28 protein-coding genes are annotated in these 25,915 nt (G+C 36.7%); 15 read left to right on the top strand and 13 right to left on the bottom strand.

The features are described from left to right. Window positions 1–185: 185 nt before the first annotated feature. The 4 genes from AQ616_RS02635 to AQ616_RS02620 form a co-directional block, all read right to left on the bottom strand. Window positions 186–1,010 carry a sugar phosphate isomerase/epimerase family protein gene (locus AQ616_RS02635; protein ID WP_017798668.1) on the bottom strand — a complete coding sequence of 275 codons (825 nt, stop codon included), beginning with the start codon at window positions 1,008–1,010 and terminating at the stop codon, window positions 186–188. After that, window positions 1,007–2,185, bottom strand: a complete 1,179-nt coding sequence (locus AQ616_RS02630; protein WP_069685002.1) for a dihydrodipicolinate synthase family protein — start codon at window positions 2,183–2,185, stop codon at window positions 1,007–1,009. The genes AQ616_RS02635 and AQ616_RS02630 overlap by 4 nt, the downstream gene beginning before the upstream one ends. 14 nt (window positions 2,186–2,199) lie before the next feature. Continuing rightward, window positions 2,200–3,351, bottom strand: coding sequence for a Gfo/Idh/MocA family protein (locus AQ616_RS02625; RefSeq protein ID WP_069685001.1), 1,152 nt, complete (start codon window positions 3,349–3,351; stop codon window positions 2,200–2,202). Window positions 3,352–3,512: 161 nt separating this feature from the next. Beyond that, complete coding sequence (locus tag AQ616_RS02620) at window positions 3,513–4,319, bottom strand: AraC family transcriptional regulator (RefSeq protein ID WP_084822421.1); 807 nt, start codon at window positions 4,317–4,319, stop codon at window positions 3,513–3,515. 183 nt (window positions 4,320–4,502) lie between these two features. Between AQ616_RS02620 and AQ616_RS02615 the strand changes: the two genes are divergently transcribed. The 4 genes from AQ616_RS02615 to map all read left to right on the top strand — a co-directional run bounded on the left by AQ616_RS02615 (window position 4,503) and on the right by map (window position 6,237). Beyond that, on the top strand, window positions 4,503–4,913 hold the full coding sequence (locus AQ616_RS02615) for a GNAT family N-acetyltransferase (RefSeq protein ID WP_205634377.1): 411 nt from the start codon (window positions 4,503–4,505) through the stop codon (window positions 4,911–4,913). A 53-nt stretch (window positions 4,914–4,966) separates the two neighbouring features. After that, entirely contained in the window at window positions 4,967–5,134 is a 168-nt protein-coding gene (locus AQ616_RS19520) for a hypothetical protein (protein WP_017798663.1), read from the top strand. A gap of 66 nt (window positions 5,135–5,200) precedes the next feature. Beyond that, entirely contained in the window at window positions 5,201–5,404 is a 204-nt protein-coding gene (locus AQ616_RS02610; protein WP_017798662.1) for a hypothetical protein, read from the top strand. A gap of 92 nt (window positions 5,405–5,496) precedes the next feature. After that, window positions 5,497–6,237, top strand: coding sequence for a type I methionyl aminopeptidase (gene map / locus AQ616_RS02605; RefSeq protein WP_017798661.1), 741 nt, complete (start codon window positions 5,497–5,499; stop codon window positions 6,235–6,237). Between the two features lie 55 nt (window positions 6,238–6,292). On the opposite strand, the gene AQ616_RS02600 is transcribed toward map, so the two are convergent. The 3 genes from AQ616_RS02600 to AQ616_RS02590 all read right to left on the bottom strand — a co-directional run bounded on the left by AQ616_RS02600 (window position 6,293) and on the right by AQ616_RS02590 (window position 9,412). Further along, entirely contained in the window at window positions 6,293–7,693 is a 1,401-nt protein-coding gene (locus AQ616_RS02600; RefSeq protein ID WP_069685000.1) for a DUF1565 domain-containing protein, read from the bottom strand. A 77-nt stretch (window positions 7,694–7,770) separates the two neighbouring features. Continuing rightward, complete coding sequence (locus tag AQ616_RS02595; RefSeq protein ID WP_069684999.1) at window positions 7,771–8,664, bottom strand: serine hydrolase domain-containing protein; 894 nt, start codon at window positions 8,662–8,664, stop codon at window positions 7,771–7,773. Between the two features lie 505 nt (window positions 8,665–9,169). Further along, window positions 9,170–9,412, bottom strand: a complete 243-nt coding sequence (locus AQ616_RS02590; RefSeq protein WP_017798659.1) for a hypothetical protein — start codon at window positions 9,410–9,412, stop codon at window positions 9,170–9,172. A 71-nt stretch (window positions 9,413–9,483) separates the two neighbouring features. Here AQ616_RS02590 and AQ616_RS02585 point away from each other — a divergent pair, with 71 nt between their 5' ends. The 3 genes from AQ616_RS02585 to AQ616_RS02575 all read left to right on the top strand — a co-directional run bounded on the left by AQ616_RS02585 (window position 9,484) and on the right by AQ616_RS02575 (window position 12,154). Then, window positions 9,484–9,669: a hypothetical protein gene (locus tag AQ616_RS02585; protein ID WP_069684998.1), complete on the top strand. Its 186-nt coding sequence runs from the start codon at window positions 9,484–9,486 to the stop codon at window positions 9,667–9,669. Window positions 9,670–10,243: 574 nt separating this feature from the next. Further along, the gene (locus AQ616_RS02580; RefSeq protein ID WP_069684997.1) at window positions 10,244–11,299 is read left to right on the top strand and encodes an ABC transporter substrate-binding protein; all 1,056 of its coding nucleotides are present in this window, start codon (window positions 10,244–10,246) and stop codon (window positions 11,297–11,299) included. A gap of 303 nt (window positions 11,300–11,602) precedes the next feature. Then, entirely contained in the window at window positions 11,603–12,154 is a 552-nt protein-coding gene (locus tag AQ616_RS02575; RefSeq protein WP_069684996.1) for a GNAT family N-acetyltransferase, read from the top strand. A gap of 73 nt (window positions 12,155–12,227) precedes the next feature. Here AQ616_RS02575 and AQ616_RS02570 read toward each other — a convergent pair whose 3' ends face one another. Beyond that, window positions 12,228–12,548, bottom strand: a complete 321-nt coding sequence (locus AQ616_RS02570) for a hypothetical protein (RefSeq protein WP_069684995.1) — start codon at window positions 12,546–12,548, stop codon at window positions 12,228–12,230. A gap of 424 nt (window positions 12,549–12,972) precedes the next feature. On the opposite strand from AQ616_RS02570, the gene AQ616_RS02565 reads away from it, so the two are divergent. The 4 genes from AQ616_RS02565 to AQ616_RS02550 all read left to right on the top strand — a co-directional run bounded on the left by AQ616_RS02565 (window position 12,973) and on the right by AQ616_RS02550 (window position 17,973). Then, complete coding sequence (locus AQ616_RS02565) at window positions 12,973–14,097, top strand: BMP family lipoprotein (RefSeq protein WP_069684994.1); 1,125 nt, start codon at window positions 12,973–12,975, stop codon at window positions 14,095–14,097. A gap of 340 nt (window positions 14,098–14,437) precedes the next feature. Next, complete coding sequence (locus AQ616_RS02560) at window positions 14,438–15,973, top strand: ABC transporter ATP-binding protein (protein WP_017798652.1); 1,536 nt, start codon at window positions 14,438–14,440, stop codon at window positions 15,971–15,973. Further along, window positions 15,970–17,019 carry an ABC transporter permease gene (locus AQ616_RS02555; RefSeq protein ID WP_017798651.1) on the top strand — a complete coding sequence of 350 codons (1,050 nt, stop codon included), beginning with the start codon at window positions 15,970–15,972 and terminating at the stop codon, window positions 17,017–17,019. The genes AQ616_RS02560 and AQ616_RS02555 overlap by 4 nt, the downstream gene beginning before the upstream one ends. Next, entirely contained in the window at window positions 17,020–17,973 is a 954-nt protein-coding gene (locus AQ616_RS02550) for an ABC transporter permease (RefSeq protein ID WP_017798650.1), read from the top strand. 71 nt (window positions 17,974–18,044) lie between these two features. Here AQ616_RS02550 and AQ616_RS02545 read toward each other — a convergent pair whose 3' ends face one another. Further along, window positions 18,045–18,500: a VOC family protein gene (locus AQ616_RS02545; protein WP_069684993.1), complete on the bottom strand. Its 456-nt coding sequence runs from the start codon at window positions 18,498–18,500 to the stop codon at window positions 18,045–18,047. Between the two features lie 81 nt (window positions 18,501–18,581). Between AQ616_RS02545 and AQ616_RS02540 the strand changes: the two genes are divergently transcribed. Next, entirely contained in the window at window positions 18,582–19,496 is a 915-nt protein-coding gene (locus tag AQ616_RS02540; RefSeq protein ID WP_069684992.1) for a helix-turn-helix transcriptional regulator, read from the top strand. Window positions 19,497–19,743: 247 nt separating this feature from the next. Here the strand turns inward: AQ616_RS02540 and AQ616_RS02535 are convergent, their stop codons facing one another. Together AQ616_RS02535 and AQ616_RS02530 are read right to left on the bottom strand one after the other, a co-directional pair. Further along, window positions 19,744–20,100 carry a DUF2200 domain-containing protein gene (locus AQ616_RS02535; protein WP_069684991.1) on the bottom strand — a complete coding sequence of 119 codons (357 nt, stop codon included), beginning with the start codon at window positions 20,098–20,100 and terminating at the stop codon, window positions 19,744–19,746. 468 nt (window positions 20,101–20,568) lie between these two features. After that, window positions 20,569–20,844 carry a hypothetical protein gene (locus AQ616_RS02530; RefSeq protein WP_139136311.1) on the bottom strand — a complete coding sequence of 92 codons (276 nt, stop codon included), beginning with the start codon at window positions 20,842–20,844 and terminating at the stop codon, window positions 20,569–20,571. A 331-nt stretch (window positions 20,845–21,175) separates the two neighbouring features. Here AQ616_RS02530 and AQ616_RS02525 point away from each other — a divergent pair, with 331 nt between their 5' ends. Together AQ616_RS02525 and AQ616_RS02520 are read left to right on the top strand one after the other, a co-directional pair. Then, window positions 21,176–22,210 (top strand): LCP family protein, encoded by a 1,035-nt coding sequence (locus tag AQ616_RS02525; protein ID WP_069684989.1) that lies wholly within the window; start codon window positions 21,176–21,178, stop codon window positions 22,208–22,210. Window positions 22,211–22,383: 173 nt separating this feature from the next. Continuing rightward, window positions 22,384–23,142 (top strand): putative hydro-lyase, encoded by a 759-nt coding sequence (locus tag AQ616_RS02520; protein WP_084822420.1) that lies wholly within the window; start codon window positions 22,384–22,386, stop codon window positions 23,140–23,142. A gap of 210 nt (window positions 23,143–23,352) precedes the next feature. On the opposite strand, the gene AQ616_RS02515 is transcribed toward AQ616_RS02520, so the two are convergent. Both AQ616_RS02515 and AQ616_RS02510 read right to left on the bottom strand, forming a co-directional pair. After that, window positions 23,353–24,306: an SDR family oxidoreductase gene (locus tag AQ616_RS02515; RefSeq protein ID WP_069684987.1), complete on the bottom strand. Its 954-nt coding sequence runs from the start codon at window positions 24,304–24,306 to the stop codon at window positions 23,353–23,355. A 404-nt stretch (window positions 24,307–24,710) separates the two neighbouring features. Continuing rightward, window positions 24,711–25,226, bottom strand: a complete 516-nt coding sequence (locus tag AQ616_RS02510) for a TetR/AcrR family transcriptional regulator (protein WP_069684986.1) — start codon at window positions 25,224–25,226, stop codon at window positions 24,711–24,713. A gap of 184 nt (window positions 25,227–25,410) precedes the next feature. Between AQ616_RS02510 and rlmH the strand changes: the two genes are divergently transcribed. Continuing rightward, complete coding sequence (gene rlmH / locus AQ616_RS02505; protein ID WP_069684985.1) at window positions 25,411–25,890, top strand: 23S rRNA (pseudouridine(1915)-N(3))-methyltransferase RlmH; 480 nt, start codon at window positions 25,411–25,413, stop codon at window positions 25,888–25,890. Window positions 25,891–25,915 lie beyond the last annotated feature (25 nt).

The following is a 25,915-nucleotide window of genomic DNA, read 5'->3' as shown; positions in this document are numbered from 1 at the left end:
CGACAGCATTGCACCGCACGCAGAAAATCGATTTTTGATTTTCAAGGATTCTCCGTATATTTCTTACGCTTATTTTAGCTATCATCCGCGTGACATTGCGTCCTAGTTCCAGAAGAAAAAATCTGTCCTATACTTGCTACACCGAAAGCCGTTTTATCCAGTAAGTAACGCGCAGTAAAGCTTTTTTACACAGTAGTTAAGAAACGTTGTTTGATAAGCTCTAGACTTTCATCTCCGGGCATATCCCAAATAGCTTGGTTAATGATCTCTACTTCGATTGGTCCGTCGTAACCGTTGTCCTCTACTGCCCGGCGGATGCGTGGTAAATCAATGACCCCATCTCCCATCATCGAGCGACCTTTAAATAGATCTGGAAGCGGAACTTTCCAATCGGAAACATGATAGCCGAGAATCGTTCCTCTAGCTTTTTCAATTTCTTCATATAAGAAAGGATCCCACCAAACATGAAAGGCATCGATAACAACCCCGACTTGAGAAGAACCGAGCGAGCGTTGAAGCGTGTTTGCCTCTCCTAAAGTGGTAATGACGGAACGATCGGCAGCAAACATTGGATGAAGCGGCTCAATTCCTAATTTCACATTATGCTGCTCTGCAAATGGAATGATTTTCTCGATGCCTTCTTGCACCCATTTGCGGCCTTCTGCAATATCTTTATGTGGCGATGGACCACAGACAAGAACGAGTACATCAGTTCCTAGTTCGGCTGCTTCTTCAATTGCAACTTTATTATCTTCTATCCGTTCGGTCCGCTCTGCGGAAGTAAGTGCAGGAAACATACCGCCCCGACAAACACTGGAAACATTCAGCCCGGATGCAGCAATCATTTTTTTCGCTTTTTTCAATCCTACTTCTGCAATTTTATGACGCCAAACGGAAATCACAGGTATTTCATGATCGACGCAGCCATTGATGGCTTCTTCTAATGACCAATTTTCCGTAGTGATTTGATTCAAACTCAATCGTTGTAAATCTAGTTTAGTTACACTCATTTTTTAGCCTCCAATTGCTTAATCCCAGCTAGTTCTAATATTGGTTGCATGCGTGCAATGGCTATCTCTGGATCGGTTAGCACATTCGCTTGATCTGCAAGTTCAAATAGCTTTGTGAAGTGTAGAATAGATCGTGCGCTTTCTGCTCCAGCAATCATTCGAAAATGAGGTTGATGTCCGTTTAAATAAGCAAGAAAGACAATCCCAGTTTTGTATGCAAATGTCGGCTTCTGAAAGATATGGCGAGCGAGTGGTGTTGTTTTATCTAATCCTTCACGATACGTTTCTATATCTCCTTGGTCTAAAGCTTGAAAAGCAGAGGAAGCTGCCGGAGCAATCGCATCAAAAATTCCGAGTAAAGCATCGCTATATCCTTGGCTGTCTCCCTCGATGAGCTTCGTATAATTAAAGTCATCGCCAGTATACATCCGCACATTTTCTGGTAGCCTTCTGCGCATCGTAATTTCTTTTTGCTCATCTAATAAGGAAAGTTTGATGCCTTCAATCTTATCTGCATGTGTATGGATAATACGAAGGCAGACGTCCATCGCGTCGTCCAAGTTTTCATGTCCCCAATAGCCCGCTAACTGCGGATCGAACATATCCCCTAACCAATGCAAAATAACTGGTTGAGACACCTGACTTAGAATACGGTTATATACATATTCGTAATCCGATGCAGAAGTAGCACAAGCTGCGAGAGCACGACTAGCCATCAAAATCACTTTACTGCCTGCTCCTTCTACAAACGCTACCTGCTCTTCATACGCATGAATGACATCTTCTAGACGTACTTCTGGACTCGGAGCCAGATGGTCTGTTCCAGCGCCGCTTGCAATATTTCCGCCGACACTTTTTGCTTCTTTTACCGAGCGGGTAATGAGTTCTTTCGCATGTTCAAAGTGAAGTCCCATTCCGCGTTGTGCCGTGTCCATCGCCTCTGCAACAGACATGCCGAGGGACCAGAGGTAATGACGATACTGCATAGTAAGTTCCCAATCAATCGCAGGTTCTTGTAATGGATTGTTGCTGCCAAACGGATCAGCTACGACATGCGCAGCTGAATAGGCAACCCGTGAATGAAAGGCACTTTTTTCGAGTTTTGGTAAAGGTTCTCGATTAACTAATTCATATAAATATGTTGATCCATCCGAATGAGGTAAATAGATATTCATTATGACTGCCTCCTCTAGACTTCCAGGCTTGGTACTTCTAGCCAACGACGCTCTTGTGAAGATTGTAAGCCCAAGTCTGCAAGTTGTGTACCTTTTGCACCTTCTAATAAATCCCATGGGAAAGCGTCATCCTGATATACATGTTTTAAGAACATTTCCCACTGGATTTTAAATGCATTCTCAAACACTTGATTATCTGGTACTTCCTCCCATTGATCTTGAAAATCAATCGTGTTTTTAAGGTCTGGATTCCAAACTGGTTTTGGAGTGTTTACTCGATGCTGTGTTTTACAGTCTCGTAAACCAGCTACCGCGCTTGCTTCGGTTCCATCAATTTGTATGGTTAATAGATCATCACGATCTACACGAACTGCCCAAGAAGAATTGACACTAGCAATTACACCATTTTCCAATTCGAAGGTTGCATAAGCAGCATCGTCGGCTGTAGCTTCGTACGTATTTCCTTCTTCATCGACACGTTTGGTAATGTGTGTAGTAGCAACAGTGGAGAGTGCTTGCACCGAACCGAATAAGTGGTCTAACACATAGCGCCAGTGCGGAAACATATCCACGATAATTCCGCCGCCTTCTTCTTTTTTATAATTCCAGGATGGACGCTGACATTCCTGCCAATCGCCTTCAAAAACCCAATATCCAAATTCCATACGCACAGACAAAATATCACCAAAGAATCCAGCATCAATTAATCGTTTTAGCTTCATCACGCCTGGAAGAAATAATTTATCTTGAACAACGCCATTTTTGACGCCGGCATCTTTTGCAAGTTTCGCTAGTCTTAATGATCCTTCTAATGATGTTGAGGTTGGTTTTTCGCAATAAATGTGTTTATTTGCTTCAATAGCTTGTTTAATCGCTTCCTCACGACGGGAAGTAGTTTGAGAATCAAAGTAAATGATGTTATTTTCATCTGCCAATGCTTCTTCTAAATTAGTGGTCCATCGTTCAATGGAATGTTCACCGGCAAGCGCTTTCAATTTATTCTCATTTCGACCGACAAGAATCGGATCAGGCATGAGATAATCTCCATTAGCTAGCTGTACGCCACCTTGTTCTCTTATTGCCATAATGGAACGTATTAAATGTTGTCTCGTTCCCATACGTCCAGTAACACCATTCATAATGATTCCAATCTTATTTGTAGTCATATAATTCCCTCCTAAACTGATTACGTTAAGTGTAAACATAACCATATAAGGTGTCTTATTAGAAGGGGAAACAAATTCTCATTTTCGGAACTCAATTAAAAACAGGTGAAATAACTTGTTGTGTCATCGCCTGGAAATCTTAAGGATAAAAGTCTCCATGTCTAACGTTCTCTTTGCGTAATTCGATACATATTTGGTGGAACTCCAACATTGTTCTTAAATAATCGGTAAAAGGTGGATAGTGATTCGAACCCAACTTCAAAACAGATTGAAACAATATCTTTATCGGTTTCGACTAACATCTGTTTCACTAAACCTAGTCGAACCTCCGTCAAGTACTGCATTGGAGTGCTATTATAGTATTCTTTGAAAATACTTTGGATGTAACGTTTGCTGATGCCCATTCGGTCTGCAATATCTTCTGCATTTTTAATATCAAAATAACGTGTATCAATATAATGTTTTAGCTGTTCAACACGCAATGTATTGATATCCGTCTGGGAAGGTTCTTGAGAAGAGCGTGCAATGATAAAAAATAACTCTGCAATATATATCTTTAGACCAGTCTCCCATAACTTGTCACCATAAGATTGTTCATACAGCATTTTTCGAAGTAGCTGACGAATCTCACTACTATCAAATGTACTAAGCTTTTGTACGCGCGCTGATCGAAATACTTCGGGAATCAGTTCCACTTGTACATTCGAGTCAAATATATCTGTTTCAAATTCAAGCACTAAGACAGTCATTTTTGATGACGCAGCAATTGAGTGTTCCGTTGCAGGAGGGATGATAATAAAATTATCTTGTTCCATCGCATACTCTTGATGATGCAAGGTACAGATACCAGTGCCTTTTAGTGTATATAATAGTTGATAAGTATCATGATAATGCGACTTTACTTTTTCTTTTTCATTGTGTTTACTTTCATATAAAGAGATCAATGCTTGATGCTTACCTGCTTTCAAGAAACATACCTCCTCGAATAACATATCTTTATTTGTGTTTGATTTTAGTATATCATTTATTCTGTTTATTTTTAATTTTGGTTGTTTTTGTTTGTTATTGCTTCGTGGATAAGTTGCCATTCATATATTAAAATAAAGGTAAGTAGAGTTTCGTCAGATTTAGTTTAAGGGAGGAATTAAGGTATGAAAGAACAGTATATGATCACGCATGAGCCGCCAAACCCAGTAGATTATAATAACTTGCGATTGGAAGGTGGAATGAGCGGGAAATCGCACGAAGCATCTGAAGAGGGACTAAAGAATTCATTGTTTGTTGTTTGTGTATATGATGAAGAAACATTTATCGGGATGGGACGAGTCATTGGCGATGGAGGAACTTTCTTTCAGGTGGTAGATATTGTTGTTAAACCGGGCTATCAAGGACAAGGATTAGGTAAATTAATTATGGAACATATTATGAACTTTTTAGAAAAACATACATATCCCGATTCATATGTTAGCTTAATTGCCGATGGATCCGCGGATAAACTTTATAAACAATTTGGATTTAGTTATACTTATCCAAAATCACAAGGGATGTATCGGAAATACTAACGTCTGTAATTAGGTTGACCAGTAAAGGTTGAGAAAAGATTGGAGCGGTTAATATGGATAAATTCAATATTGGTGATATGGTGACTGTCGATGATAATCATATGCCTCTAGTTGGCACGGTGGTATATATCGATGAAAAGCGCGAAAGATATTTAGTACGTTTCGGCGGTTCCCAGCAAATGTATTATAAAGAAGAACAAATGACGCATTGGGAGAAGTAAAGGTTTCTTTCTTACGATCAAGTCTTTCTACCCGAATTAGTTAAATATGTAAAAGGAGGTAATTACATGTCCAAAGGTGTAAAAATAATGATGTTTGCAGCCTTAGTGCTTCCAGCATTTATAACTATATTCCGTATTATTCTTGATTATTTTTTAGGAAGGGAAATGGAATGGACGTCCTATTCCGCTGTATTCCTCGGATCAGCTGTTGGAGGATTATTTTTTGCTGGACCGCTGATGTATACGATTTTCAAAACCAAGGAGAATTGAATATGTTGAAGAAAAAGGTTTTTCTTCTATACTAGAATAGAGTCAAAAAACAAACATAGAACATATCATATGTAAAAAAGTAGGTGTATATAATGATCGCAAAGACGGAAGCGGATTTTAATGGATTAAAAGAAATAGGTAAAATTTGTGGTGCGATTCGAGATGAATTAGTTCGTTCTACCAAACCGGGAATTACTACAAAAGAACTTGATGAAATAGCGGGAACGATGTTTGAACAGGTAGGAGCTCAATCGGCGCCAAAAGGAGAATACGATTTCCCAGGATATACATGTATTAGCATTAATGAAGAAGTAGCGCACGGAATTCCGGGGGAACGGATTATTCAAGAAGGCGATATTGTTAACATAGATGTTTCCGGGTCGAAAAACGGTTATTTTGCAGATACTGGAATCTCCTTTGTAGCTGGGCAGGGAGAGGACATGTCACATAAAGTATGTGACGTTGTGAAAGAAGCATTCGAGGCTGGACTGGAGAAGGCAAAACCAGGTGTGAGCACAAGTGCGCTTGGAAAAGCTGCACACAATGTGGCAAAAAAACATGGCTTAACCGTAATCAAGAATCTTACTGGACACGGAATTGGTCGCTCCATTCATGAAGCGCCTGATCATATTTTCAGTTTTTTCTCTCGTTGGGATAATGAAATTTTAAAAGATGGTATGGTAATTGCCTTTGAGCCATTTATCTCCACATTTGAAGAGCAAGTCTATCAAGCGGAAGATGGGTGGACCTTCCTAACGGTGGAAAGCGCGGTAGCTCAATACGAACATACCATTATTGTTACGAAAGAAGGGCCAATTATTACCACATTGTAAGAACAATAAAACCGCAATAAGGAGCGATTGTTGAGTAACACATAGCTCTTCACGGTTATTCAAAAATTATCTCCTTAGCGGGTGAATCTTCTTTCAATTGAAAACTATTGACGTCTTCATTTTCATATTCAGGATCGATATAACTAGATTGGGCATCACTGTTGGAAGCATCTACAAAATCAGAGAAAACAGTAAATTCCTCGTCCTTCCATACCCAAATACCATCCTTTCCTACTTCTTTATGGAAAATGTTCCCGCGAAGAGAGTTAGATGCATTTGTTGTAAAATAGTTTGCGATAAACAGGCGAGACGGGCCAGCTGTGAGTAGGTTCTTTTCGATAACATTCGTTTTCGTATCATGTTGTAATAAAAGCTGACCACCGCCTAGCCCTTTAGTGTCGTTACGGTACAAGGTATTTCTTGCGATGGTTGAATGGATCGTCCCGCCACGATTTTCATCATATCCGCCAATGGAAATCCCCGTATAATAGTTGTTATAAATAATATTATCGATAATGCTAATATTCTCTGCATACTTTCCAGCATGCTCTGAGGTGGCTTCAATTCCAATATCAGCGTTATGTATAGTATTCTGCTCTATGGAAATATTTTTCCCGCCATCAACATAGATGCCACCCGCAGAATAATCTTCTCCATATGCGGGATTTCCATACGACGATATGTCATAGATACGGTTGTTTCGCACCGTTCCCTCCCGCACATAGTCAGTGCTTTTATTGAGTGCTACTCCCTCATAGCCAATCAAGTCAATGCCGATATTATCGCTACTGCGAATGATATTATCCTCTATATAAAAACTTTCAATATTACCGTTAAGTACAAGGGATTCACTTGCACCTAGTTTTAAATCTTCTAAGAGATTACTTTTAATATGGATGTCTGTCATTTTTTTGGTTCCGTATACGGCAATCCCATGTGCATTTCCATCCTCTGCATGTGTCTCGATATGCTGAACGTGGTTATTCTCAATCGAAATATGACTGCTTGATCCCGTGATAAAAATTCCCATCACCGTTTCATCTGCTAGATTTGTAGATAGATTCTCCAATGTTAACCCATTAATGGTAATATAATTCTTGCTATCGATCGTAATTAAGGCAGTATTTCCCTCTGTATCTACATCATCTCCACGGGTAAGCGTCACGTCCTCATCATTGTAAGCTTTGAAAACAATAGGTTTTGATTTTGTCCCACTATGTTTGATATGAAGGTGCTCTTGATAAGTCCCTTCTCGAATGTATACGGTAGTGCCGTTTGTTGCTTGTGATGCAGCTTTGTTTAGTGTTCGAAATGGACTGGATTTCGTACCGTCGTTTTGATCGTTTCCGTTAGTTGCTACGTAGATCACATTCTCTGCTTTGGCAGAAGGATTGTTTAATAAAAAAACAGTGATAATCGTTGTTAGGGATAAAATAATAATAATTAATTTTCTCAATAGAACCATTCTTCTTTCTTGGAGTAATAATAGATGATTATATCATGATTAGTTAAGTCGTCTTTTTTTGAAAATACTTACTGAATCGTGGTATAAGGTAATAGATAATTTTGAAAATAGTCTAAAATTCTTCTCGGTTCATCCTTTATGCTACTTGTAAAAACGGTTATCAATTTATACTCAGGTGCTACAATAATGTACTGTCCTTCATATCCAGAAGCACAAAAAAACGTAGCTGTTTGATTTTCTAGAGCTATATTCCACCAATGATACGCGTATGAAGTAGTATCATCAATTTTTACTTTAGGGCGTGTAGATTCTTTCACCCATCTAGCGGATACAATTTGTTTAGATTTCCATTTCCCCATATTTAAATAAAGGGAGCCAATTCTAAGCATATCCGCTGTTTTCATTGATAAACCGAATCCACCGATATTTACCCCTTGTGCATCTTTGTTCCACTTATAATTTGTTATTCCTAGAGGAGTAAATAGATGTTTATTAGCAAAGTCTTCAGTAGAAATTCCAGTAGTTGATTGTAAAATGGCACTAAGCAAGTGAGAAGAGCCGCAGCTGTATACCATTTCTTTCCCTGGAGGATGGACCTTTTCTTGTTGCATTACGAAGTCGACCCAGTTTTTACTCGGTATCATACGGTTATTACCTGGCCAGTGTAACCCTGAAGTCATAGTTAATAGATGTTTGACGGTGATATCGTTATTTGCATCATCATTATATTCTGGAAAGAAATCAACTATTGATGTATTAGTATCTTTAATAAATCCTTTGTCTATCGCTATCCCAACCAATATCGATAAAACACTTTTTGTTATAGAATAAATTTTGTGTTGTTTTTCTTTCATTTTTCTGTTTCGATAGTATTCAAATATTAAACGATTATCGTTTTGAACAAGTACGCTATCAATATGGTCTTTTTTTATTTTCTTTTCAAACTCGATCAAGTATTCCATACGTAATTGTTAGCTCCTTTTACTTAATTCTCCCCGTTAATAAAGTATTATAGTAATTACCATCAGATAAGATTTTGTCCTTTCTTAAAACCACTATTAGAATTATAGAAAATGTTTTGCTTTGATTGCAATGGAATACTGCTCAGAATAACAAAGCTAGAAAAAGAGCAAAAATCTAGAGCTTGTCTATTAACCAAAATACGAGCGAAACGTAAGATTTTTAGTGAAAAGAGCTTGTCTATTAACCAAAATACAAGTGAAACGAAAGATTTTTAGTGAAAAGAGCAAGTCTATTAACCAAATTACAAGTGAAACGAAAGGTTTTGAGTGAATAGATCCCGTCTGTAAACCAAATTACAAGCAAACACTTAAATTTTCGTAAGTAGAGCCCTGATTATTACCTATAGAGTATACACCTCAATGGCTACTAGCTGCTAAAACCTTCCGTCTGCAAAGCAAATTGAGTGAAAATTCGAATTTCGTACATATGAAATTAATCATTTATCTACCCTTTTTCTCTATGACATTTACATTCGTAATCCTTGAATGTATATTCTTTATATAGGGTTACTTCTTTAAAGTCACTCGTAATAGATTGATATACTTTAATAAGAGGAGCTATATCTTTCTTCGCTAATTTTATTAGTTGTTGCTCGAAATCAACACCCGGTTCTAAACGATATTCATTCATCTCTTCAACTAAATTATTGTGTTCACATATATCATAAGTTATCGCTAAATAATACATTTACATCGAATGCCTCCTTCATACAATAATATTTATCTCTTCTATAAAACAAACCTAGAGGAGTGAAGTGCATGTTTAAAAAATACCTCGGTATCCCTATTTTTGGTTTTATATTCCTACTGCTTAAACAAATCATCTTTGATGATCGTATTGATTGGGTGTATACTGCTGTATTTCCAATTATTCTATACTTAGGGTATATTGCTTGGGAATGGATAAATATACCGTATAAATGGAAAGAAAATAAAAAACAATAAATAATTAATTCGTTTTTAACGCCATATTCAGGGAATCTAGCGTATCAAAAATCTATTAGAAAGACGTTCATCAATAAATTATCTAAAGAAATTTTTGATTGCATCCATACGTATCTTATGACTACAATCTTCACAGCAAAAAATCCTATTGCTTCTTTCCTTAAATTGCTTATATGTTAGTGAACCCTCGTATACTCTGAAAATTTTTTTACAATTATAGCAAAGTGCCTCATAGTAATTCATTGTTACCCCCTATTGATGCGTATCCTTTTAGGTGATTTATCAAAGAATCTAAATCTCATTATACATCTAACATATGTAAGTTCATCCTCTTTGCAATTACATGTAGCCACAAAAATTATCAAAAGTTCTCAAAAAATAGATTGTGTTTAATTTATTCCGAGTCGCAGTATCCCCCACTGACTGAAGTTTCACTATATTTTTTCACAATAATCAAATCGTTTCAAGCTATCATAGTTTTTTATATTAAAAATAGTTTGACAAGTTTATAGTTATAAAGTAATGTTAGTGATAATGATTATCATTATCAAAAAATAGGAGGAAAATAAAACAGATGAAATCAAGACATTATTTGTATTACATATTATTATCCATGGTTATTTTTGCTTTACTTATTGGTTGTTCTTCTAATGATGCAGATTCAGCGGATCCCGAGACAGAGGGCGATAATACAGAAGAGACAACAGAAAGGCCAGAGCCAATCGTAATTGAGCATGCATTTGGTGAAACTGTGATTGAAGAAACACCTGAGCGTGTTACTACAATTCAATGGGGGAACCAGGATGTTGCTTTAGCACTCGGTGTTGTTCCAGTCGGTTTCTCTGCAGCGAATTTTGGTGTGGAAGATGATAGTGGATTATTACCGTGGACAGCGGAGAAGTTGGAAGAATTAAATGTCGAAGATCCGAATGTATTTCAGGATACGGATGGATTAGATTTTGAATCGATTGCAGATAGTAATCCAGATGTTATTCTGGCAGCTTACTCAGGAATTACGCAAGAGGATTACGATTTACTGACGGAAATAGCTCCTGTAGTAGCTTATCCTGTTTCACCATGGACGACTTCTTGGCGTGAGCAAGTAATGATGAGCGCAGAAGGCATGGGAATGAAGGAAAAAGGTGAAGAATTAATTGAGGAAACGGATAATCTTATTGATGAGAAACTAGAAGAGTATCCTGAAATCAGCGGGAAAAAAGTAGCTTGGGTAAACTTCTCTGCAACAGACACGTCGAGCATGCATCTGTATACGCCAACGGATACGCGTGTTAAGTTCTTAACGGAAGAATTAGAAATGGAATTTCCTGAAGAGATTCTAAATGAGTTGGAAAATGAAACTGATTATTCATTGAACCTTAGTGCTGAAAATGCAGATATTTTAAATAATGTCGATGTTTTCCTTGGTTATGGTGATGAAGAATTAGTAGAAACCATTCAAAATGATCCTATACTTGGACAAATCCCAGCGATTGACAAGGGATCGGTTGCTTTTATTAATGGTACCTCGGAGTTAGGTGCTGCAGGTACACCGAATCCACTTGCAATATCCTATACAATCGATGAATACTTAGCGTTAATTAGTGATGCATTGAATAACGCTGAAGAGTAAAACAGAATATAGGGAAAAAAGTAAAAATAAGTTGTTTTTTCTTTGAAATGCATATTCAACAAAAAAAGGGTGGTTGTGACATAAAGGAGTCACGATGGCCCTTTTTAATAATTTTGTGAAGTAGAGTAGTGACATTTAATTTTATATACAAGAGGTTTCGATAACGTGCTGAGGTTGCTTCAAGGTAACATAAAAGATTTATGCCTGATTAAGAAACATGCCAGCAAACTGTGTTATACTTATATCTATCATTAATAATAGATGGAAGATTTAGATATTTCATCTTAAAGGATGTGTATTTAATTGAAGTTACAAACTGACCGATTATTGATCAAGCCTTTTGAGACAAATCATTTGAATGATGTGTATAAGATTTATAATGATGAGACGACGTGTCAATTTCTGTTGCATGGCAAATGGACAGATGAAAATAAAGAAAGAAAATTTAAAAAGAAATTAAAACATAATCAATTAACAAACGAAAACACCTTAAACTTAGCTGTTTTAGTAGACTCTGAAGTAATTGGTGACTTATCTGTATGGTACACAGATATGAAAGACACTGTTGAAATTGGCTATACGTTTTCAAAATCTGTGTCTGGAAAAGGTTATGCAACAGAGGCGGTGAGTGCTCTCATCGATTATTTGTTTGAAGTTGTACAAGTTCATCGGGTTCAAGCAAATTTAGATGCACGAAATACAGCATCCCGAAATCTATGTGAAAGAGTTGGGATGAGGAAAGAAGCTCACTTTGTACAAGATTTTTGGAATAAGGGAGAGTGGACGGACAGTATAGTATTCGGCATGCTAAAATCGGATTTAGAAAACGCGAAAGATAAGAATTTAGATTACTAATTTTTTGATAGAAATAACCCATATAACAGCTTCATTTTAAAGAAAGAGAGCTGGATTCTTACTTTCTTCACTCTCATCTCTCTGAAAAACTTATCTCTTTTTCATGCTTCTGCCACTTTATAAAATTATATAGGAAGTCTAGTAGACCAAGTAAGATAAACATCATTCCGAGAATGATATATTCTGTTGCGTTTAAATCTGTTATCCAATATATACCAAGGTAAATCAAGATAAAAATAGGAATATTCCATAAGGATCGGATCATTCTTCTGCGATAAGTTAACTTATAGTGGTTAAAAACAAAACCCCTATTTACTTTTTCTGTGTTCTTACTCCTCGCGTGCATTATTGTAGCGGCTATAAAAGGCGCAATAAAATAGAATAAAATACTCATCTATGCCCCTCCTTCTAAAAATGACACATCTAACTACTTTTACAAAACAATTCCCTAATCGGAAATACCTAATCATAGTTTTGCATTTTCACCTAAAAATATAAAAACTTACAAAAATATTAGAAGTTGCTAGGGACATAGGACTAGTGACTACTACCTGCCAATTTGTTAACAATAAGATAACAATTTTAAAAATATTTTTTACAATAGTATTTCAAATTCCAAGTAATAGTGGTAATATAAATTTTGTATTTCGTAATCTTTTAGCAATGTTTCTAATTGTTTATTTTAAGGGGGCAATTTATTGCTATATACTCATAAATAAATAGATTAATTGAGTATAAAGGTCGAAATAAAAGGAATGGTCTAGTTTGTTATTGGGCGTATATTCCTACATAAGAAAGTCAAAACAGGAGGGAAAAAAATGAAGAATCATAAGTTTTTGTTGTTTGTTTTGGTTTTAACTTTAGGTCTGTTTTTAGCTGCATGTGGTAGTTCGGATGAAGGCAAGGAAAGTGATGCAGGTGCAGAAGGAACAGAAGAAGATACAAGTAGTGAAGGTGAAGCAGCTGCTTCTGAAGATTATAGTATTGCAATGGTTACAGATATCGGTGGAGTAGATGACAAATCATTTAACCAATCTGCATGGGAAGGTATTTCTGCATGGGGAGAAGTAAACGGTTTATCTAAAGGTAATGGTTTTGATTATGCACAGTCTGCGGACAAGGCTGATTATATGCCAAACTTAACTCGTTTTGTACGTGATGAATATGATTTAATTTATGGAATTGGATTTGAACTGAAAGAAGATATTCAAAAAGCTGCAGAGCAATTTCCAGATACGAACTTTGCGTTAGTAGATGATATAGTAGAAGCGGATAATGCAGTAGGTATTACGTTCAGTGAGCACCAAGGTTCTTTCTTGGTTGGTGTAGCTGCAGCAATGAAAACAACTACTGATAAAGTAGGATTCGTCGGTGGTGTGGATTCGCCGCTAATTAAAAAATTTGAATCTGGATTTATTGCAGGTGTTAAATCTGTAAATCCTGATATCGAAGTTGATGTACAGTATGCAGAATCATTTGCTGATGCAGCAAAAGGAAAGTTGATTGCAACAAACATGTATGACAGTGGAGTAGATGTGATTTATCATGCATCTGGTGCAACTGGTAATGGGGTATTTAACCAAGCGAAAGACATTAAACAAAATGATCCTGAGCGTCAGATTTGGGTAATTGGTGTTGACCGTGATCAGCACGAAGAAGGTGCGATTGGTGATCATAACGTAACATTAACTTCTATGGTGAAACGTGTAGACGTAGCTGTACAAGATGTTGCGAATCGTGGAATGGTTGGCGAGTTCCCTGGTGGAGAGACTTTAGAGTATGGAATAGAAGATGATGCGATTGCTGCCGCTACTACAAACGAAGAAGCGATGACAGAAGACATTATTACAGCTATCGAAGACTATACAAAACAAATCCTGAATGGGCAAATTGAAGTTCCACATACAGAAGAAGAATTAACTACATTTTTAGAATCATTATAAGAAGTATTTATAATCGTTAAAGTTTAAGAATACAATGAAAAAGGTTTTTCCTGCTTTTAGCTTAAAGTATGTGAAACGAGCGATCTTGAACCATCTCTTGCTTCCGACGAAGAAGCATAGATGGTTTGATTTTTAGCAGAGACTTCGTATCCCTTTTACCATAGAGTGAAAGTCATCATAGGTAACTATTTTCATCATGATGTTGATGCCGTCCAGTCACTACGTTTCTATGTGCTCTATGTTATTAGTATGTAAAAGCCTTTTTCTTATAACTAATTTGTCTATATTCCTTGCTGTTCAAGGTTGTGAATCAAACGTTTTATTATAGGAGTGAAAACGAGTGGATTATGCAATTGAAATGTTGAATATCAGAAAGGAATTTCCAGGTATTGTTGCTAATGACAATATCACTGTGCAACTGAAAAAAGGGGAAATTCATGCTCTGTTAGGTGAGAATGGAGCGGGTAAATCGACATTAATGAATGTCTTATTTGGATTGTATCAACCCGAAAAGGGAGAAATTCATGTAAATGGAAAGAAAGTCAACATAACAAATCCCAATATTGCGAATAATCTAGGGATTGGTATGGTGCATCAGCATTTTATGTTAGTCGAACCATTTACTGTTACACAGAATATTGTGCTCGGAAGTGAACCAACCAATAAGTTTGGCAAGATTGATTTATCGAAGGCAAGACAGGAAATACAAGCGTTATCCGACCAATATGGGCTTCGAGTTGATCCAGATGCGAAAATTAGCGATATTTCTGTTGGGATGCAACAACGTGTGGAAATCTTGAAAACACTTTATCGTGGTGCGGAAGTGTTGATTTTTGATGAGCCAACGGCAGTATTAACACCACAGGAAATCAGTGAATTGATGGTGATTATGCGTGCTCTAATTAAAGAAGGAAAATCGATTATTCTAATTACACATAAATTGAAAGAAATTATGGAAGTATGTGACCGTTGTACTGTAATTCGTAAAGGGAAAGGGATTGGAACCGTTACTGTGGCGGATACCAACACAACTGAATTAGCATCGTTAATGGTTGGACGTGAAGTGAGTTTTAAAACTGAAAAAACTCCTTCCGAACCGAAAGAAAATGTTCTAGAAATCAACAATCTCTTTGTAAGAGATGCGAGAAAAGTAGATTTGGTAAAAGGTCTTGATTTAACGATTCGTGCTGGAGAAATTGTTGGAATTGCCGGTGTAGACGGCAATGGACAATCAGAATTAATTGAGGCGATTACTGGTCTGCGAAAAACAAAATCAGGTTCAATTCAATTACATAATAAAGCGATTGCAAATCTTTCACCAAGAAAAATCACGGAAAGTGGTATCGGACATATTCCGCAGGATCGCCATAAATATGGACTTGTATTGGATTATTCGATTGGTGAAAATATTGTCTTGCAAACGTACTATCAAAAACCGTTCTCGAAAGCGAAAGTACTGAATTATAAAGCGATATTTGAAAAGGCGAAATGCATTATTGAGGACTATGATGTGCGTACGCCGAGTGTCTATACAAAAGCACGAGCATTATCTGGTGGAAACCAGCAAAAAGCGATTATCGGACGTGAAGTCGATCGTTCACCAGCATTATTAATTGCTGCACAACCGACGAGAGGGCTGGATGTTGGTGCGATTGAGTTTATCCATAAGAAATTGATTGAAGAACGTGATAAAGGGCGAGCGATTCTTCTCGTTTCCTTTGAATTAGATGAAATTATGAATGTCAGTGATCGTATTGCCGTGATGTTTGATGGCAAGATTGTTGCGGATGTAAAACCAGAAGAAACGAATGAACAAGAGCTTGGTCTGTTAATGGCAGGTAGCAAAGTGGACAAGGCGGGTGAGACAAGCGAATGACATCGAATAATAAATTATTTGGATTATTAGTACCGGTTATCTCGGTTATTGTCGGTCTACTGGCAGGAGCTGTCATCATGCTGTTATCTGGCCATGATCCGATTCAAGGATATGCCGCATTATGGAATGGTGCATTTGGTGATGCCTATACGATTGGCGAAACCATTCGTAGAACAACACCATTAATATTAACGGGCCTTGCAGTTGCTTTTGCATTTAAAACAGGGCTATTCAATATTGGTGCGGAGGGACAAGTAATTGTTGGTTGGTTAGCTGCTGTCTGGGTTGGGCTAGCAATCGATGCACCGATGATTGTCCATCTACCACTTGCGATCATTGCTGGAATGTTAGCGGGTAGTTTGTGGGGATTCTTGCCTGGTTTGCTAAAAGCAAAACTAGGTGTACATGAAGTTATCATCACAATTATGATGAACTATATTGCATTGTTTATCACAAATGAAATTATACGAAGTGTATTAACCGATCAAAATACAACTACAGAATCTATTGCAGGAACGGCTTCTTTAGCATCCGAATGGTTACAGAGCATTACATTTTACTCTCGGGTGCACTATGGAATTCTCATTGCGCTACTTGCTGCATTCATCATGTGGTTTATCATTGAGCGAACAACTTATGGTTATGAATTGAAGTCTGTTGGTCACAACCTTCATGCATCGAATTATGCTGGGATGAATGTAAGTAAAAATATCATTCTATCCATGGTAATTGGTGGAGCATTTGCAGGTCTTGCAGGAGCAATGGAAGGACTCGGAACTTACGGTACGATTTCTGTAATGTCCGGATTTACCAATCTCGGTTTTGATGGAATAGCAGTGGCACTACTTGGGTCCAATAATGCGATAGGGGTTGTATTAGCGGCAATTCTATTCGGAGCTTTAAAAGAAGGCGCTGGAGAAATGCCGACAGCTGCAGGGGTACCGACAGAATTGGTAGATATTATTATTGCATTAATTATTTTCTTTGTAGCATCAAGTTATATTATTCGCTGGGTAGCACTTCGCTTTAAAAAGGAGGAAAAATAGATGCTAGATATTTTACAGTCCATTGTTCCAACGGTTCTATTTTATTCAGCACCTCTTATTTTAACAGCGTTAGGTGGCGTATTCAGTGAGCGATCCGGTGTCGTGAACATTGGATTAGAAGGTTTAATGGTTATGGGGGCATTCGTCGGGATCGTATTTAACCTTACGTTTGCCGATGTATTTGGAACGTCGACCCCATGGGTATCAATTGTTGTTGCAATGTTAATCGGTGGATTATTCTCTATCATTCATGCGGTAGCATCTGTTACGTTTCACGCGAATCAGGTAGTTAGTGGAGTAGCCATTAACATGCTTGCACTAGGTGTAGGAGTGTACTTGACGAAGGTTTGGTATGATAAAGGACAAACCGATATGGTAAGCCAACCATTTTACACAACCGATATTCCACTACTTGAAAAGATTCCGGTCATCGGACCAATCTTTTTCCAAGGTGTATATGTAACGTCTTATTTGGCAATTATTCTTGCGTTCGTCGCATGGTATGTCTTATATAAGACACCGTTTGGACTACGCCTTCGCGCAGTCGGAGAACACCCAATGGCGGCCGATACAAATGGAATAAAAGTAGAGCGAATGCGTTATATTGCGGTAATTCTTTCTGGTGTGTTGGGTGGATTAGGTGGTTCGGTATTCGCACTAACGATTGCATCGAACTTCTCAAGCTCAACAATTGTTGGACAAGGATTCATGGCATTAGCGGCTGTTATCTTTGGTAAATGGCATCCACTTGGTGCAATGGGGGCAGCGCTATTCTTTGGATTGGCGCAAAGCTTGACCGTGGTAAGTTCCGGTGTACCTTTCTTAGAAAATGTCCCGCAAGTACTGCTTCTCATCGCGCCATATGTATTAACGATATTAGCACTAGCTGGATTTATTGGAAGAGCGGATGCACCACGAGCAAATGGTGTACCGTATATTAAAGGTAGCAGATAATTTTACTTAGGAAACAGACCTGCTTAGGGGGCAGGTCTGTTTTTTTACTTTTCTATTCTATTTATACAGACTTAATTGATGAAACTATCGAGAAACTTGCTTGCCTCACTATTAAATTTCCACACGACATCAAATTTATCAACAACCATTCCAAAATTTGCTGACCATGGTGTAGAAGATAACGGCATGATTATTTTACCGTCAACGGAGAGGGCTTCAAAAATTTGTTTACTTATTTCCGGATCAGCATCAATGATACTAATTAAGAGATTATTACCTATTGATGTTTTGCCAGTTATTGCTTGCATAGAAGGTAAAACATCAGACATCATTAAAACATTTCCTAAAAACTCAATACGAGACTCCATTATCATATCTTGCTCTTCTTCTGTTAATGGAGCACTTGGATCTTGACCAAGAGCACCAAACTTTACCTTTTTCACGCTTGTTGCTTGTAATGCTTTTTCATAAAACATTAATGCTTCTTCTGTCTTCCCATCAAATTGTAGATAAGCTATTGTGTTCATCTTATTACTCCTCCTTTTTTCTTACATTTGAAGTATAATGAGATATAGGTGACATATGTATGTCGTATATCGGAGGAGTATATGAAAAAAATTGAGCGACTTATCTCAATAGTTATGATCTTGCTACAAAAAGATGTAGTTTCTGCATCCCAATTTAGCAATCTTTTCAATGTGACCAAGCGAACAATTCAACGTGATATGGAAACATTAGGGTATGCAAGTATTCCTATCTATGCAGTATATGGTGCTGATGGAGGATATGCGTTAATGGAAGAGTATAAATTCGACAAACGACTATTGAATAACAATGATATTGAAAATATACTCGTCGCATTAGGTGGTTTTGAGCAACTGATTACGAATCAAGACATTCAAACAACGATTCAAAAAATTAAAGGAATGACCATCAGAGAATTCTCTCCGAAACTTGATTTAACGTTCTATGAATGGCCAGGAAGGAGTCAAATCAAGGAAGATATAGATTTTATTAGGCAAGCAATTGAAAATCATTGGTTATTAACGTTTGCGTATGTGGACCAAAAAGGAAATAAATCGAATAGAGTAATCGAACCATATAAAATACATTTGAGTGAGATGCATTGGTATCTGGTTGGTTATAGTTTAGAAAGGAAAGATTATCGAACATTTAAATTGACGCGGATATTAGATATACAAAGAAATGGATTTTTTGTTCCAAGGTCAGGGTCAGATGAGGAAGTTAAGAAGACCATACAACACTACGAAAAACAACAGCTAGTGAGTGTACAGCTTTTGATAGATGTTTCTGTAAGAGATCAGTTTATAGAGAGGTATGGGAAAAATGCCATTACAAAACAGACTACAGAAAGTTACCTTGCAACAATTGAATTACCTCAAAATTCATATGCCTATCAATTTTTAGCTGGATTTGGTAATAAAATTAAAATTATAAAGCCAAGAAACTTTATTACTAGCTATGTGAAATTTTTGGAAGAAACAGTGAATCTTTATAAATAGAATGAGGGTAGGTCAAATTCGTTAATCTAGATATTGGCGTTAAAACGGTGCTTGGACATTTGGTCTCAGACGAATGGAGCAAGGCAAAGGTGAGATCCCGAAATGTGGGGCTCACCGCCCTTGGATAAGTGGAGTATATTTCTTGAGGCGGGTTTTCAAAACCTGTTTATACGGTCTTATCTTTGCGTAATACTTTTACCCCACTATTATGTTTGGTTTTTATCCAACCCACATAAGAAGGTTCACTTTATGCTGGTTTTCGTAAAATTTTCTCCATCGCTTTGCCTTTTGCTAATTCATCGATTAGTTTGTCCAAATAGCGAATTTCCTGCATTGTTGGTTCTTCGATGTTTTCCACTCGCACACCGCAGATGACACCTTTAATCAAAGCTCGTGAATCGTTCATCTCTGGAGCTTCGGCAAAGAACGTCTCAAAGTCTGTCTGTTTTTCTAGTTGTGCCTCTAACTGCTCCTGGCTATATCCAGTCAACCAACGGATAATCTCATCGACTTCTGTTTTCGTGCGATCTTTTCTCTCCGCCTTCTTTACATAATGGGGATAAACACTTGCAAAACTCATGGTATAGATATTATGTTTGGCCATTATACACATCCTCACATTGCTGTTTTTTTTATTTTATCATGAAATGTGGTGAAGGAGGTGGAAATGAGTCGATTGATCTGATTCCAATAAATGTTATAGTGTCTGAGTCGGATCAATTTCATCAATTCGAGTTTTGAGATATTTGATTTCCATTACAGATAGACTATTTTAACAGCTAGCAGCCACTGAGGAGTTTAAGCTCTATAGGAATAATCAGTGCTCTATTTACGAAAATTTAAGTGTTTTGCTTGTAATTTGGTTTACAGACGGGTTCTATTCACTAAAAATCTTATGTTTCGCTTGTGTTTTGGTTAAAAGAAGGGTTCTATTTACTAATAATTCTTCGATTTTTCTTCTTTTTCAAATTCTGTTGTTTTGAGCAGGAGGCGCCGTCTCTGCCAATTCAATCAATCCAAGTATTTCCTACAAACTGATTAGAAATATATATTCTGCAAATATGAAATCTATTCAACCTGAAAAAAATGCTGTAGAAGTCCAGCATTTATTTATCAAGCTGTTCTGAACGTTTTTTCGTAGGTAATAGGCATAAGTAAAGGGAACGAGAAAACATATAAATATTACACTACCTACAATAATAGCGTCTGAAAGTTTACCGCTGTAAAATAATTGGATCAGTCCAGCAATTCCAATAAAAGCTATAATAATAACAGTTAGATAATATGGAAATGGCTTTTTGGGCTTTTTCGTATCATCATAGATATCCATCGATACTCCAATATTCATAAAGTTGAACACTCATACAGGCTATCCATCCTTTCTTTAAAAGGTATTAATGACAGAAGTGCTTTTATGAAGTAACTCAATCTACAGTATCAATTCCCTAAAATGAGAAGTGTAACCAGTTTGATTTGTGAGCATAAGGAATAAAGTAGAATTAGGATGACATATATAGTTAAAAAGGAATCATACTGTAATGGTATGTACATAATTGCCACAACAATTCCGTATTTATTTAATTTTGTAATCTATACATAACTTGAATGTTAAATAAACAGTAGTAAAATTAATATTCTAGTACTTTTACATTAGTTTTTCTCAAGAAGGAGTTTCTGTAATGAAAAGGAGAGAGTATAGAACTAGGGTTGAAAAAAATCCAAAGAAAACGAAAAAGATGATATCCATTGTGTTGATTCCGATGCTACTATTTATCGTTGGAGGGTTATCATATGCAGGGTATGTCTACGGTACCACAAAGAATGTAATGAAGGATTCTTATGAAGATAATGGAAGAGATAAATCTAACCTACGAGATTCGGAAGTTGAAATTAACATGGATAACATAACCGTATTAATTATGGGTGTTGATACTGGAATAAAAAGAGGCAATGAAGATAGATCAAGAACCGATTCGTTATTATTTGCATCACTAAATAAAAAAGATAAAAGTGTTGATTTACTTAGCATACCACGTGATTCTTATGTGTACATACCTAGCGAAGGGAAAAATGATAAAATTGCACACGCTCACGCCTTTGGCGGTACTATGGGAACAATTGACACGGTAGAAAATATGCTTGATATTCCGGTAGATTACTATGTAAAGCTTAATTTTGATTCTTTTGTTGACGTCGTGGAATCTCTTGGTGGAATTGAAGTCGATGTACCTTATGAATTCACGGAATCAGACTCTAATGATAAAAAGGATGCCATTCATTTAATGCCAGGAGAGCAAACACTCAATGGCGAAGAAGCGTTAGCATTCGCTCGTACAAGAAAACAAGATAACGATATCGAGCGTGGTAAAAGACAACAAGAAGTAATTAAGTCTATTGCAGATAAAACTCTATCGGTAGACTCTCTATTTAATATAGATAAAGTAATTAAATCAGTTGGTGAGAATATGGCTACAAATATGTCATTTTCAGAAATGAAGAGCTTGTTTTCCTATGTTGCAAAAGGAGACGATTTGAAGATTAACACGCTTAACCTGAGCGGGAGTGATAATATGTCTAATGGGGTATATTATTGGATGTTAGATGAGCAAAATTTGAGTAATATTGAATTAAGGATGAAAGAACATCTAGAAATCGAAAGACCGAGAGATAATGAAACGGATAAGCAAGTAGAAGAAGAATTAAATAATTTATAGAAACATAACATTCAACAATAAAAAGCAGTATTGCCTAAGGTCTGGTAGTGCTGTTTTTTAATTGCTATTTCTGGCAGATTATTTGTTCAGTACTAGACAGTTGGCTCATTTAACAAATAAATAGATAGATATGTTAGAGTAAAAAAAGTTCGCATACATAGGAGGAGATTACATTGCATCCAAAGCAACAGCGAGAGTCATTTCGTTCTAATCAGTACACAGGCACCACGTCTGGTATGTGTGATAATTTTTTACAAGCCAACATGATTATTTTGCCGAAAGAATACGCGTTTGAATTTTTATTGTTCTGTCAGCGTAATCGGCAGTCATGCCCGATTGTTGATGTGCTTGAAGAAGGTGTGACAACCCCGAAGATAGCTGATGCGGACGTTCGTACAGATTTGCCTAAATACCGAATCTATCGTAACGGTCAATTGGATAAAGAAGTTACGGATATAAATGAGGTATGGCAAGAGGATTTTGTCACGTTTCTTATCGGTTGCAGCTTTACGTTTGAAAAGGCGTTGCTTGAGAATGGCATTCGACTTCTTCACCAAGAACAGGATCGGGTGGTGCCGATGTACAAGACCAACATACCTTGTGAAAAAGCTGGGCGATTTGAAGGGAATATCGTCGTGAGTATGCGGGCGTTGAAAACAGAGGAGATCGATAAAGCAGTTAAGATTACGGAAAAGTTTGAGACTTCTCATGGGACTCCGGTTCATATTGGTAATCCTGAAGAAATTGGTATCATAGATATAGACAATCCAGATTATGGAGAAAGTATTTCTTTTGATGAAGAGGAAAGGACTCCGGTGTTTTGGGCATGTGGTGTGACCCCGCAGAATGTTGGATTGAATGTTAAGCCGCCAATCATGATTGCCCATGCTCCGGGACATATGCTGATAACCGATCAGCTGGAAGAACGGTAATGAGTTTCTAAGGTTAATTTTCTATTTATAAGTTGGGAGTTTTTGTCTGAACCTCATTAGTAGTGAATAAGAATAGTTGCTCGGGAACTTTTCTAGCTAAGTAATTACAAAATCGAAGAAAGACACAACATGAAAGATTGCTTTTGTTGTGTCTTTCTTCATAAGACCGCCAAGCTTCATTCGTTTCATTGCCTAAAACGCAGATGTTATCTATTTTTCTTTGGCCATTAATACACGTAATGTTTCTTTAAGACCTTCTTTAAAAGGCGTTTTTGGAATGGTACCGATTCGTTTTTCATATTTTTCTCCACTTAGGATAAATCCTTCTTTAGTAAGGTACATTATCTCAACTATTTCTCTCATAAATTCATCAAATAAACCAATAAAACGAATTGTACTTTTAGTTAGAGGGATAACTATTTTTTGATTGCCAGTTATTTGACGAGAAATTTTAATTATCTCTTTCCCGGAGATCAATCCTGCCCCAGGTATGTTCCAGTTCTCTCCGTAAGAATCGTCCTTTTCAGCTATATTTACAATCATTCTAGCCGCATCGGGCAAATAGACGTATTCACGAGGAGTTTTCAAATTGCCTATAAAAATCGATGTCTTATTGGCTGCAATTCCTTCCAGTGTCGGTTGCAGGTAAGAATTTTGTGATGTAGGGCCATAATAATCAGGCAACCTAACAATTAATGCTTTGGCGTTTTTCCATTTGCTGTTGAATATTAATTGTTCGAATTCGACTCTAAGTTTGCCTTTTTTCGTATGGGGTTGATGTGGATGACTTTCATCCCCTTTAGCAACTTGATGTCCATACACATAAATACCATCTACAATAACAATATTTTTCCCTAAAGCATCTGCTGCTTTCATTACACTTTCCCCAAGCGGCAAGAGTTTGGTTTTCATCTCTTGATATTTAACATTTGCACATTGGAAAATAACATCCACATCTTTTGCAGCCTGTATAATTGTTTGATAATCAAATATATCTCCCAGTGTATAAGTTAATTTTGGGTTATTATCATGTTCCTCTATTAATGCTTTCAGTTTACTTTGAGAACGTCCAAAAGCAATAACTTCTACCCCTCTGTTCAATAATTCTGAAACTATAACTTGACCTGAACCACCAGTTGCTCCTAGTACAATCGCTGTTTTCATTTACAACACTCCTTTTGTTAGTGATTAATCAATAACAAAGAATACAAAAAAATAATTAGAATTAATTTAAACTCTTTATTATGCAATTCCGCTAAATAATCACATTGTAAGTATGCAATTTGTTGTTTAATCCCAAAAAGTGAACAATACAATGATAATAGTTACTATACTTAATCCAATGGATAAAGAGGAAATAGAATTTTCTTTATTATTCTTCATCATCTGTATTACCTCCTTTTTAAATGTTGAAAATAAACATTAATCCCACCAACTAATGATACAAACGACAATTATTCCAGTAAAAACAAAGTCGATTTTGTTTAATTTCATATTTTCAGCTCCTCAATTTTTGTTAGTGATTAATCAATAAATAAAGTTGTAAAAAATAAATAATCTAGACTCGATTATTTACTTTTTGCTATAAGTTCTGGGAGGTCTAAGAAATAAGAAATATTGCATAATATTCCTCTTGCTAAGAACGTCGTAACTTCACTCTCAACATTCTCTATTCCAGCGTCTTTAAATCGTTCTAAAGTGTAGTTTTGAATGTTGGATAATCCTTTTTTTGTTGCATTTTGTATAGCTTCTTCTGTTACCGAAATTCCTATCACCTGAAGTGCGATTTCATTAGGGTGCAATTCAGAAAGTTCTTCATATGCTTCAATCATTTTATCAACGAGCTGTTCTGGACTCGAATCGACATTTTTAAAAGCCAGAAGAATCCTTTCAAAAGCTCGATCTAAAGCCGCAATAAATAATTCTTCCTTTGTTTTAAAAAATCTAAATACATATGGTTGGGATATGCCCGCTTTTTCTGCAACATGTGCGGTAGTTGTGTTATGATAACCTCTTTTTGCGAATACTTCTAATCCTGCTTCAAGGATTTCTTCCTTCCGATTTTCTTTGCTTGACCTAACCATATCAGACACCCACTTTTAGTTATTTATTGATCAATTACATTGTAATTAACTATTCGATTAAATGCAAATACAAATTTTTTTCCTAGGTAGGGAATCATAGTATTATCTTAAAAGGTGAATAGAATTATTATTTGATTGTCATATGGTAAACTAAAGGAAACATGAGTCGAAAAGGAAGATATGGATGAATATAACGATTGTATCGGTTGGGAAATTAAAGGAAAAGTACTTAAAACAAGGTATTGATGAATATAAAAAACGCTTAAATGCATATGCAAAAGTGTCGATAATCGAAGTAGCAGATGAAAAAGCACCAGAAACCATGAGCGAAGCAGAAATGGAAGAAGTCAAACGTAAAGAAGGAGAACGAATTCTATCTCATATCGCATCGGATGCGTTTGTGATTACATTGGAGATTCAAGGGAGAATGCTGGGATCTGAACAACTAGCTAAGAAGCTGGACGAGCTTGCCACTTATGGGAAAAGCAAAGTCGTATTTGTGATTGGTGGATCACTCGGGATTAGTCTGAACGTGCAAAAAAGAAGTGACTTGGCATTGTCGTTTTCCAAGATGACATTCCCTCATCAGTTGATGCGACTGGTGTTGCTGGAACAGGTTTATCGTAGTTTTCGGATTAATCGGGGTGAACCGTACCATAAGTAGATGAGGTTTTTTAGAGTAGTCAAAA

Source organism: Oceanobacillus sp. E9 (genome assembly GCF_001741975.1).
Taxonomy (GTDB): Bacteria; Bacillota; Bacilli; order Bacillales; family Amphibacillaceae; genus Oceanobacillus; species Oceanobacillus kimchii.
Note: the sequence above shows the minus strand (reverse complement) of the source record. Positions and strands in the feature narration are given on the sequence as shown.

What these genes read in the sequence shown, in the direction of transcription:
- AQ616_RS02635 (WP_017798668.1), bottom strand. Translation starts at nt 1,010, where the DNA reads ATGAGTGTAACTAAACTAGATTTACAACGATTGAGTTTGAATCAAATC.
- AQ616_RS02630 (WP_069685002.1), bottom strand. Translation starts at nt 2,185, where the DNA reads ATGAATATCTATTTACCTCATTCGGATGGATCAACATATTTATATGAA.
- AQ616_RS02625 (WP_069685001.1), bottom strand. Translation starts at nt 3,351, where the DNA reads ATGACTACAAATAAGATTGGAATCATTATGAATGGTGTTACTGGACGT.
- AQ616_RS02615 (WP_205634377.1), top strand. Translation starts at nt 4,503, where the DNA reads ATGAAAGAACAGTATATGATCACGCATGAGCCGCCAAACCCAGTAGAT.
- AQ616_RS19520 (WP_017798663.1), top strand. Translation starts at nt 4,967, where the DNA reads ATGGATAAATTCAATATTGGTGATATGGTGACTGTCGATGATAATCAT.
- AQ616_RS02610 (WP_017798662.1), top strand. Translation starts at nt 5,201, where the DNA reads ATGTCCAAAGGTGTAAAAATAATGATGTTTGCAGCCTTAGTGCTTCCA.
- map (WP_017798661.1), top strand. Translation starts at nt 5,497, where the DNA reads ATGATCGCAAAGACGGAAGCGGATTTTAATGGATTAAAAGAAATAGGT.
- AQ616_RS02595 (WP_069684999.1), bottom strand. Translation starts at nt 8,664, where the DNA reads ATGGAATACTTGATCGAGTTTGAAAAGAAAATAAAAAAAGACCATATT.
- AQ616_RS02590 (WP_017798659.1), bottom strand. Translation starts at nt 9,412, where the DNA reads ATGTATTATTTAGCGATAACTTATGATATATGTGAACACAATAATTTA.
- AQ616_RS02585 (WP_069684998.1), top strand. Translation starts at nt 9,484, where the DNA reads ATGTTTAAAAAATACCTCGGTATCCCTATTTTTGGTTTTATATTCCTA.
- AQ616_RS02580 (WP_069684997.1), top strand. Translation starts at nt 10,244, where the DNA reads ATGAAATCAAGACATTATTTGTATTACATATTATTATCCATGGTTATT.
- AQ616_RS02570 (WP_069684995.1), bottom strand. Translation starts at nt 12,548, where the DNA reads ATGAGTATTTTATTCTATTTTATTGCGCCTTTTATAGCCGCTACAATA.
- AQ616_RS02565 (WP_069684994.1), top strand. Translation starts at nt 12,973, where the DNA reads ATGAAGAATCATAAGTTTTTGTTGTTTGTTTTGGTTTTAACTTTAGGT.
- AQ616_RS02555 (WP_017798651.1), top strand. Translation starts at nt 15,970, where the DNA reads ATGACATCGAATAATAAATTATTTGGATTATTAGTACCGGTTATCTCG.
- AQ616_RS02550 (WP_017798650.1), top strand. Translation starts at nt 17,020, where the DNA reads ATGCTAGATATTTTACAGTCCATTGTTCCAACGGTTCTATTTTATTCA.
- AQ616_RS02545 (WP_069684993.1), bottom strand. Translation starts at nt 18,500, where the DNA reads ATGAACACAATAGCTTATCTACAATTTGATGGGAAGACAGAAGAAGCA.
- AQ616_RS02540 (WP_069684992.1), top strand. Translation starts at nt 18,582, where the DNA reads ATGAAAAAAATTGAGCGACTTATCTCAATAGTTATGATCTTGCTACAA.
- AQ616_RS02535 (WP_069684991.1), bottom strand. Translation starts at nt 20,100, where the DNA reads ATGGCCAAACATAATATCTATACCATGAGTTTTGCAAGTGTTTATCCC.
- AQ616_RS02530 (WP_139136311.1), bottom strand. Translation starts at nt 20,844, where the DNA reads ATGAATATTGGAGTATCGATGGATATCTATGATGATACGAAAAAGCCC.
- AQ616_RS02525 (WP_069684989.1), top strand. Translation starts at nt 21,176, where the DNA reads ATGAAAAGGAGAGAGTATAGAACTAGGGTTGAAAAAAATCCAAAGAAA.
- AQ616_RS02515 (WP_069684987.1), bottom strand. Translation starts at nt 24,306, where the DNA reads ATGAAAACAGCGATTGTACTAGGAGCAACTGGTGGTTCAGGTCAAGTT.
- AQ616_RS02510 (WP_069684986.1), bottom strand. Translation starts at nt 25,226, where the DNA reads ATGGTTAGGTCAAGCAAAGAAAATCGGAAGGAAGAAATCCTTGAAGCA.
- rlmH (WP_069684985.1), top strand. Translation starts at nt 25,411, where the DNA reads ATGAATATAACGATTGTATCGGTTGGGAAATTAAAGGAAAAGTACTTA.